The sequence below is a fragment of the Streptomyces muensis genome, from assembly GCF_021474425.1.
Taxonomy (GTDB): Bacteria; Actinomycetota; Actinomycetes; order Streptomycetales; family Streptomycetaceae; genus Streptomyces; species Streptomyces muensis.
The window spans coordinates 1-5,045 of the sequence record NZ_JAKEIP010000412.1; the positions used below are offsets into that span (position 1 = coordinate 1).

General features: G+C 73.0%; 2 protein-coding genes. One reads left to right on the forward strand and one right to left on the reverse strand.

Annotated features, from left to right (window positions below; translation table 11 throughout):
• On the reverse strand, window positions 1-229 hold a 229-nt coding region (locus L0P92_RS42020; RefSeq protein WP_234768405.1), incomplete at its 3' end, for an AraC family ligand binding domain-containing protein.
• Window positions 230-443: 214 nt separating this feature from the next.
• Between L0P92_RS42020 and L0P92_RS42025 the strand changes: the two genes are divergently transcribed.
• Window positions 444-5,045 (forward strand): ATP-dependent helicase (locus tag L0P92_RS42025; protein ID WP_234768406.1); only part of this gene is annotated, 4,602 nt, incomplete at its 3' end.

A 5,045-nucleotide genomic window follows, 5' to 3' on the forward strand; every position in this document is an offset into this window, starting at 1 on the left:
GCCCGGTATGCGCCGTATCCGGATTCACCAACGCCAGGGCACCCGCCCCCGCATACTCATCGGCCCCCTGATGGTGGAAGACCTCCACACCATCCGCGATGGCGGCGATCACGAAGTGCTCATGGGTATGGCGCACAAACGTCTTCCGCACATACCGCGCCCGCAGCAGATCGACACCGGGCAACTCGGCGTACCGCCAGTGCCGCGCCCGCTCCCCTGAACCTGCCATACGTCCATTCTCGACGAGGACGACGGATGCCGATCGGCGCGCCCGTCGCGGCGCCGCAGTCACCCACGGCACGGCCCCCGAGCCCCATCCACGCCCAAGGCGCCAAGCGAACCCCCACCGGACTGCAACGGCCGCCACAGGCATTCCCGCCCCACCGCCGGAGGCATCAGCCCAGCTCAGCCCCATTGTCAGTGCCCGGGTGCAGGATGGACGCATGGTCAGCAATCCGCATCGAGCCCTGGACGGCTTCTCCCCCGCGACCCGCGGCTGGTTCACGGGCGCGTTCTCCGCGCCCACCCCAGCCCAGGCGGGCGCGTGGCAGGCCATCCACGAGGGCTCGGACGTGCTGGTCGTAGCCCCGACCGGCTCGGGCAAAACCCTGGCCGCCTTCCTCGCCGCCCTCGACCAGCTGGCGGCCACACCTCCACCGGCCGACCCGAAGAAGCGCTGCCGCGTCCTGTACGTCTCCCCCCTCAAGGCCCTGGCCGTCGACGTGGAGCGCAACCTCCGCAGCCCTCTGACCGGCATCCGCCAGGAATCCATCCGCCTGGGCCTGCCCGAACCGGAGGTGAAGGTCGGCATCCGTTCGGGCGACACCCCCGCCGCGGAGCGCCGGGCCCTCTCGACCCGCCCCCCGGACATCCTGATCACCACCCCCGAGTCCCTCTTCCTGATGCTGACGTCGGCCACGCGCGAGGCCCTGACCGGCATCGAGACGGTGATCCTGGACGAGGTCCACGCGGTCGCGGGCACCAAGCGCGGCGCCCACCTCGCGCTCACCCTGGAGCGCCTGGACGAACTCCTCCCGAAGCCCGCCCGCCGCATCGGCCTCTCCGCGACCGTCCGCCCGGTCGACGAGATCGCCCGTTACCTCTCCCCCCGCCGCAAGGTGGAGATCGTCCAGCCGAAGTCGGGCAAGGAGTTCGACCTCTCGGTCGTGGTCCCCGTCGAAGACCTGGGCGAGCTGGGCGGCTCCCCGGTCGCCGACGGCGGCGAGGGCGCAGGCGGGGAACGCCCCTCGATCTGGCCCCACGTCGAGGAACGCATCGCCGACCTCGTCCAGTCGCACCGCTCCACCATCGTCTTCGCCAACTCCCGCCGCCTCGCGGAGCGCCTCTGCAACCGCCTCAACGAGATCGCCTACGAGCGCGCCACCGGCGAACCCCTGGACGAGCACCACGCCCCGGCCGAGCTCATGGGCGGCTCGGGCGCGGCCCAGGGCGCACCCCCGGTCATCGCCCGCGCCCACCACGGCTCGGTCTCGAAGGAGCAGCGCGCCCTGGTCGAGGAGGACCTCAAGGCGGGCCGTCTCCCAGCAGTGGTCGCCACGTCCAGCCTCGAACTGGGCATCGACATGGGCGCCGTCGACCTGGTCGTCCAGGTCGAGTCACCCCCCTCCGTCGCCTCCGGACTCCAGCGCGTCGGCCGCGCGGGCCACCAGGTCGGCGCCGTCTCCACCGGCGTCGTCTTCCCGAAGTACCGCGGCGACCTCGTCCAGGCAGCCGTCGTCACCGAGCGGATGCGCACCGGGTCCATCGAGTCCCTCAAGGTCCCGGCCAACCCCCTGGACGTCCTGGCCCAGCAGGTCGTCGCCATGACGTCGATGGACACCTGGCAGTTCGACGACCTCCTCGCCACCGTCCGCCGAGCGGCACCCTTCGCGTCCCTGCCCGAGTCCGCGTTCACCGCGGTCCTCGACATGCTCGCCGGCCGCTACCCGTCCGACGCCTTCGCCGAGCTGCGCCCGCGCGTGGTCTGGGACCGGGTCGCGGGCACGATCACCGGCCGCCCCGGCGCCCAGCGCCTCGCCGTCACCTCCGGCGGCACCATCCCCGACCGCGGCCTCTTCGGTGTCTTCCTCGCCGGATCCGACCCCAAGAAGGGCGGCGGCCGGGTCGGCGAACTCGACGAGGAGATGGTCTACGAGTCCCGCGTCGGGGACGTCTTCACACTCGGCACCAGTTCCTGGCGCATCGAGGACATCACGCGCGACCGCGTCCTGGTCTCCCCCGCCCCGGGCGTCCCGGGCCGCCTCCCCTTCTGGAAGGGCGACCAGCTGGGCCGCCCGCTCGAACTGGGCCGCGCGGTCGGCGCGTTCCTGCGCGAGGTCGGCTCGCTGCCCAAGGACGACGCCCGCCTGCGCCTCCTCACGGCCGGCCTGGACGCCTGGGCGGCCGACAACGTGCTGGCGTACCTGGACGAACAGCGCGAAGCCTGCGGGCACGTACCCGACGACCGCACAATCGTCGTCGAGCGCTTCCGCGACGAACTCGGCGACTGGCGCGTCGTCGTGCACTCCCCCTTCGGCGCCCAGGTCCACGCCCCCTGGGCGCTCGCCCTCGGCGCGAAGCTCTCCGAGCGGTACGGCATGGACGCGCAGGTCATGCACGCCGACGACGGCATCGTGCTGCGCCTGCCCGACGCCGACCTCATGGGCCTGGACCTCCTGGACCAGGAACCGACGAAGGCCGGCACGGAGTACGACGCCGACCAGGCGCCCGTCGGCGCGGCGGACGTCGTCTTCGACAAGGGCGACGTCGACCAGGTCGTCACCGACCAGGTCGGCGGCTCCGCCCTGTTCGCGTCCCGGTTCCGCGAGTGCGCCGCCCGCGCCCTACTGCTACCGCGCCGCAACCCCGGCAAACGCACCCCATTGTGGCAGCAGCGCCAGCGCGCGGCCCAACTGCTGCAGGTGGCGAGCGAGTTCGGCTCCTTCCCGATCGTCCTGGAAGCGGTCCGCGAGTGCCTTCAGGACGTCTTCGACGTTCCCGGGCTCGTCGAGCTGATGGGCGACCTGGAGTCCCGCAAGGTACGCCTCGTCGAGGTCACCACCCCCGAGCCGTCCCCCTTCGCCCGCTCCCTCCTCTTCGGTTACGTCGCCCAGTTCCTGTACGAGGGAGACTCCCCGCTCGCCGAGCGCCGCGCCGCGGCCCTGTCGCTGGACTCGCGGCTGCTGGCCGAACTGCTGGGCCAGGCGGAGCTGCGCGAGCTGCTCGACGCCGAGGTACTCACCGAGCTGGAGCGAGAGCTGCAATGGCTGACCGAGGACCGTCGCGTCAAGGACCCCGAAGGCGTCGCCGACGTCCTGCGCCTCCTCGGCCCGCTCACCGACGCCGAACTGGCCGAACGGGGCGCCGAGCCGCACTGGGTCCAGGAACTGGCCGCCGCCCGCCGGGCCATCAGGGTCCGCGTCGCCGGCACCGACCACTGGGCGGCGATCGAGGACGCAGGACGTCTCCGCGACGCCCTCGGCACAGCCCTGCCCGTCGGCGTCCCCGAGGCCTTCACCGAGCCGGTCAAGGATCCGCTCGGCGACCTCCTCGCCCGCTTCGCCCGCACCCACGGCCCGTTCACGTCGACCACCGCTGCGAGCCGCTTCGGCCTGGGCGTGGCGATCACGGACGGCGCGCTCCAGCGGCTGGCGGCGAGCGGTCGCGTCGTACAGGGCGAGTTCCACCCGGCCGGCATCGGCCAGGAGTGGTGTGACGCCGCGGTCCTGCGCCGCCTCCGCCGCCGCTCCCTCGCCGCCCTGCGTCATGAACTGGAGCCGGTGCCGCCGGCCGCGCTCGCCCAGTTCCTGCCGCAGTGGCAGCACATCGGCAAGGGTCACGGACTGCGCGGCATCGACGGACTGGTCCGCGCCATCGAGCAGTTGCAGGGCGCGTCCGTACCGGCATCCGCCCTGGAGAAGCTCGTCCTGCCGTCCCGCGTCGCGAACTACACCCCCGCGATGCTCGACGAACTCACCTCCGCCGGCGAGGTCGTCTGGGCCGGTGCCGGATCACTCCCCGGCAAGGACGGCTGGGTCTCCCTCTACATGGCGGACACGGCCCCTCTGCTGCTGCCTCAGCCCCACCCCCTGGAGCCGACGGCACTGCACCAGTCCGTCCTGGACACCCTGTCCGGCGGCTACGGCCTCTTCTTCCGTCAGATCGCCGACCAGATCCGCTCCACCACCCACCCCGACGTCACCGACCCGCAACTCGCCGACGCCCTCTGGGAACTGGCCTGGTCCGGCCGCCTGACGAACGACACGCTCGCCCCCATGCGCTCCCTGCTGGGCTCCGGCCGCACCGCGGGCTCCACCGCCCACCGCGCCAAGCGCACGGTCCCGCGCGGGCGCTACGGCTCCCTCACGGCCGCCGCCCGCCCCGCCTCCCGGACCGGCCCGCCGACCGTCGCCGGCCGCTGGTCCCTGCTCCCGGCCCACGAGCCGGACGCCACCGTGCGGGCCCACGCCCTGGCCCGCACCCTCCTCGACCGACACGGCGTGGTGACCCGGGGCGCGGTCGCCGCGGAGGGGGTCGAGGGCGGCTTCTCGGCGACGTACCGCATCCTGTCCGCCTTCGAGGAGAGCGGCCAGGCACGACGTGGCTATGTGGTCGAGGGACTCGGCGCCGCACAGTTCGCCATGGACGGCGCGGTGGACCGCCTGCGCGCGGTGGCCAACGCCCGCGACCGCGGCGACGGCCTGCCCGGCCCGACCACCCGTGACACCGGCGCCACCGACACCACCGACGACCACCCCGGCCCCTTCGACGCACCCGCCTCGTACCCCACCCCGGACGGTTTCGGCAGCTCCAGTGGCTTCGACTCATCCTCCGGATCCACAGCACCGGACACGGATCAGCCCGACACCTCCGCATACGACCACCCCGACGGCACACCCCCCTACGACATCCCCGACCTCGACCACGACTTCCTCGACGCCCACCTCGGCCCCGGCGACTACGTCTCGCCCCACGACTCTGCGTCACGAAGCGCCCCACGCACCCCACAAGGCCCCGCCTGGCACAACGGCGGCACCCCGTACGGC